Source organism: uncultured Empedobacter sp. (assembly GCF_937930195.1).
Taxonomy (GTDB): domain Bacteria; phylum Bacteroidota; class Bacteroidia; order Flavobacteriales; family Weeksellaceae; genus Empedobacter; species Empedobacter stercoris.
Genome location: NZ_CALGVK010000066.1, coordinates 1 through 4,602, shown reverse-complemented (window position 1 = coordinate 4,602; position 4,602 = coordinate 1). Strand labels below are relative to the sequence as shown.

At 31.3% G+C, this 4,602-nt stretch carries 4 protein-coding genes and 1 tRNA gene; 4 read left to right on the top strand and 1 reads right to left on the bottom strand.

Annotation, left to right across the window (positions count from 1 at the left end; all coding sequences use genetic code 11):
* The first annotated feature begins 305 nt into the window (after positions 1-305).
* Positions 306-977, top strand: coding sequence for a monofunctional biosynthetic peptidoglycan transglycosylase (gene mtgA / locus Q0616_RS04055; RefSeq protein ID WP_225539331.1), 672 nt, complete (start codon positions 306-308; stop codon positions 975-977).
* A gap of 96 nt (positions 978-1,073) precedes the next feature.
* On the opposite strand, the gene Q0616_RS04050 is transcribed toward mtgA, so the two are convergent.
* Positions 1,074-1,829 (bottom strand): glycerophosphodiester phosphodiesterase family protein, encoded by a 756-nt coding sequence (locus Q0616_RS04050; RefSeq protein WP_260543951.1) that lies wholly within the window; start codon positions 1,827-1,829, stop codon positions 1,074-1,076.
* Positions 1,830-1,996: 167 nt separating this feature from the next.
* Between Q0616_RS04050 and guaA the strand changes: the two genes are divergently transcribed.
* From guaA to Q0616_RS04035, 3 genes are all read left to right on the top strand, one after another.
* Entirely contained in the window at positions 1,997-3,529 is a 1,533-nt protein-coding gene (guaA, locus tag Q0616_RS04045) for a glutamine-hydrolyzing GMP synthase (protein ID WP_298775308.1), read from the top strand.
* Between the two features lie 76 nt (positions 3,530-3,605).
* Positions 3,606-4,184 (top strand): xanthine phosphoribosyltransferase, encoded by a 579-nt coding sequence (gene xpt, locus Q0616_RS04040; protein ID WP_298775306.1) that lies wholly within the window; start codon positions 3,606-3,608, stop codon positions 4,182-4,184.
* 211 nt (positions 4,185-4,395) lie between these two features.
* Positions 4,396-4,466 (top strand) — tRNA-Gln (locus tag Q0616_RS04035).
* The last annotated feature ends 136 nt before the right edge of the window (positions 4,467-4,602 follow it).

Sequence of the window (4,602 nt, the reverse complement as noted above, 5' to 3'; positions counted from 1 at the left end):
ATGTTGAGTCATCTATTCCATTTATTTTGTTATTAATGTTATTGGTAATAAGTAAAATTAGATGGCGTTAGTTTTCCAACCCAACATTCACAATAACACAAAAGGCAAACCATAGTTTGCCTTTTGTTATTTTATAAAGTTTTAGTAAAGGCTTAAATTCTTTAATGAAGATAGCATTATTCTCATTAATAAATCGATTTACAAAGTGAGTAAAGTGAAAAAAGATGACAGACGAATTCGATAGAAAAATTTTTCCAAAATTCAATAAATCCTATAACTTTGCTTTTGTAATTTAAGGTAAAAACATGTTCAAATTTATACGTAAAGTTATACTTTATCTTTTTGTAATACATCTTGTTTACATCGTTGTTTTAAAATGGATTAACCCTCCTTTTACCATCACACAAGTTCAACAAGGAATAGAACAAGGAAAATTTAAGCGCGATTATATTTCGTACAACGAAATGGGACGTAATATTAAATTAGCAGTAATTGGTTCTGAAGATCAAAAATTTCCTGTGCACAATGGATTTGATATGGACGGAATACAAAAAGCAATCGAAAAAAACAAAGAAGGAAAAAAACTTCGTGGAGGTTCTACGATTTCTCAACAAGTTGCAAAGAATGTTTTCTTGTGGCAAGGTCGTTCTTGGTTGAGAAAAGGATTGGAAGTGTATTTTACATTTATGATTGAAAAAATTTGGGGTAAACAGCGTATTTTAGAAATGTATTTGAATACTTCTGAAATGGGAATTGGTGTTTTTGGAGTTGAAGCTGCATCAGAATATTATTTTAATAAACCTGCGAAAGATTTAACGAAGAACGAAGCAGCTCGTATTGCAGCAGCTTTACCATTACCACGAAAATATAATGTCAATCCGCCTTCGTCTTTTATCAGTAGACGTGCCAGTCATATCGAAAGACAAATGCGAAATATACAAGGGAGTGCTGAATTGGAAAAGGTTTTAGGAGAATAATAAAAAAGAGAAGTTAATTAACTTCTCTTTTTTGTTTCCAATAAATTTTAACAGCAGAAATTTTTTCTAATTCTTAGTGATTTTAAAGAATTTAAATTATTTCGTCAAAAGCTCTTTTAAAATCAACGGTTTGTCAGTAGTGATATAATCTACTTTCAAATCAATCATTTCTTGCATGACTTTGGGTTGGTTAACTGTCCAAACATTCACCAATAATCCCAATGCTTGTGCTTCTTTTACCCAATTCGGATTTTTCTGAAAAACCTTGTAATTGTAATCAATTCCATTCCAACCTTTTTCTTTTATTTCTTTAGGAGATAAATCACCATTTAGGTAAGAAACATGATGTTCAGGCGCTAAACGTTTAAATTCATCACAAATATTTTGACTAAAAGAAATGATTTCAATTTGGTCTTCAATTTGATGTGTTTTGATCAATTCAACTGCTTTTTTTACAGCACGATTTTCATTTTCTTTGGATGAATGAGGTTTTAATTCGAAAATTAATTTAACATTTTTATTCTTTTTTCCTTGTTCAATATATTCTTCCAAAGTTGGCATATTTTCGTTGTTAGCCAATTTCAACGTTTTTAAAACAGTAGAGTTTGTCGTCTCAATTGTATAGCCTTGGTAATGATCATCGTGATTTACCATCAAAACATCATCAGCACTAATCAACACGTCAAATTCAGAACCGTAAACATTAATTTCTTGTGCAGATTTTAAAGATTGAATTGAATTTTTTGCATTGTTTTCAGTATCCCAATAACCACGATGAGCGATTATTTTTTGCGCATTTGCCATATTTGCGAACATAAAGGTTGTTAAGGCAGTAAATATAATTTTTTTCATGATGAATTATTTCTCTCAACAAAAATATTTCGATAAATTGATTTTAAAGTTAGGATCATATTAAGTTAAAATTAAACTTTCAAAATCTATCGAAAAGCAGAAAAAATGAATCGAATAAAATTGGGATTCAACCGAAATTCGCTTAATTTTGCACAAAGACAAACACAATGACGCAAGGAATTATTATTTTAGATTTTGGCTCGCAATACAATCAATTAATCGCGCGCCGAATTCGAGAATTTGGAGTTTACACAGAAATTATTCCCTACAACACTTCAATCGAAGAAATCAAAAAACACAATCCAAAAGGAATTATTTTATCAGGAGGTCCTTCTTCAGTTTTTGGAGATGAAGCTGCTTTGGTAGAAAAAGAATTATTCGAATTAGGCGTTCCTGTATTAGGAATTTGCTATGGAATGCAATTGATTTCTCACTTATTAGGAGGTGAAGTTAAAAAAGGAGAAAAAGGAGAATATGGAAAGTCTGAATTAACTGTTTTAGCTCAAAACAGCTTATTTACAGGAGTTCCAGAACAATCTACAGTTTGGATGAGCCACTTTGACGAAGTCATAAATGCGCCAACTGGATTTACAGTTTCAGGAAAATCAAACATCGATATAGCAGCAATTGCTAATGAAGAACGTCAGATTTTTGCGGTACAATTTCACCCAGAAGTTACACATTCAGAATATGGTTCAACAATGTTAGAAAACTTTGTTTTCAATATTTGTAAGGCTGAAAAGAATTGGGTTTTAAAAGATTTTATCGAAACAGAAATTGCTCGTATAAAAGAAGTAGTTGGTGATAAAAAAGTGATTTTAGGTCTTTCGGGAGGAGTAGATTCTTCTGTAGCTGCGGTTTTAATTCATCGTGCAATTGGTGATCAATTAACTTGTATTTTTGTTGATACAGGTTTATTACGTAAGGATGAAGGGAAAAAAGTAATGGAAAATTACGGAAAACACTTCAACATGAACATCAAAATGGTAGATGCTGCGGATCGCTTTTTATCTAACTTGAAAGGAATTGAAGAACCAGAAGCAAAACGTAAATCGATTGGACACGATTTTATTGCCGTTTTTGATGAAGAATCGAAGAAATTTGATGATGCTTCTTTCTTAGCGCAAGGAACTATCTATCCTGATGTAATCGAATCACAATCTGTAAAAGGTCCTTCTGCAACGATTAAATCACACCACAATGTAGGTGGTTTACCAGAAGATATGAAACTTCAATTATTAGAACCATTACGCGAATTATTTAAAGATGAGGTGCGTAAAGTTGGAGTAGAATTAGGTATTCCTCGCGAATTAGTTTACCGTCATCCTTTCCCAGGACCAGGTTTAGGTATCCGTGTTTTAGGTGAAGTAGATGAAGAGAAAGTACGTATTTTACAAGAAGCTGATCAAATTTTTATTGATGAGCTTTATGCACATAATTTATACGACGAAGTTTCTCAAGCTTTCGTTGTATTATTGCCTGTGAAATCGGTTGGTGTAATGGGAGATGAGCGTACGTACGAATATACAGCAGTTGTTCGTTCAGCTAATACAATCGATTTTATGACAGCAACTTGGTCAAAATTACCTTACGAATTTTTAGAGTTAGTTTCTAACCGAATTATCAACGAAGTTAAAGGTATTAACCGTGTAGCTTACGACATCAGTTCAAAACCACCAGCAACTATTGAGTGGGAATAAATAAAAATTAGTATATTAAGTCAGCATTTTTATGCTGACTTTTTTCTTTGTAAACTTTAAAAACTAATATATAATAATGGAACTTTTAAAAGAGAGAATATTAAAAGATGGAAAGAGTTTCGATGGTGGAATTTTAAAAGTAGATAGTTTTATTAATCATCAGATGGATCCTGTTTTAATGAAAAACATTGCAGACGAATTTGTAAAATGTTTTTCGGATTTAAATATTAATAAAATTATTACAATTGAAGCAAGTGGTATAGCACCTTCTATATTGGTTGGTTTAGCACTAGAATTACCTGTTGTTTTTGTGAAAAAATCCAAACCAAAAACAATGCAAGATTTTTATTCTACGCAAGTTTACTCTTTTACAAAAGACAGAACGTACGATGTATGTGTAAGTAATCAATATTTAAATGAAGACGATAATGTAATTTTTATCGATGATTTTTTAGCAAACGGAAACGCAGCATTAGGTGTAAAAGATTTAATCAAACAATCTGGAGCAAATCTTTTGGGAATGGGATTTATCATTGAAAAATCTTTTCAAGAAGGACGAAATCGATTAATAGATCAAGGAATTCGTGTTGAATCGTTGGTTAGAATTGATTGGTTAGGAGAAAACTCGATTGAATTTGTTGAAGAAAAAATGTAAAAGAAAGCAATTTTAAGTACTTATTTATTCGAAAATAGAATCTAAAAAATGAATGTTTTCAATAATTTTCAAAAAAGAAAAAAAAATAACATTTTTTTAAAATTCATTTTCAATGGATTATCAAAACAATCGTCTGTTTTAGCTAAAAACATGTAAAATTAGTTTTGGAGAATTAAAAAACCTTTCTATATTTGCACAGCAATTAAGACATAGACCCATGGTGTAACGGTAGCACATCGGTTTTTGGTGCCGCTAGTTGGGGTTCGAATCCCTGTGGGTCTACAAAATGTCTTAAATCTCAATAAAAAATTGTTGAGATTTTTTTATCTAATAAAAGTTGCGAAAATTGAAATAAAATGTAGTCAGACCCATGGTGTAACGGTAGCACATCGGTTTTTGGTGCCGCTAGTTGGGGTTC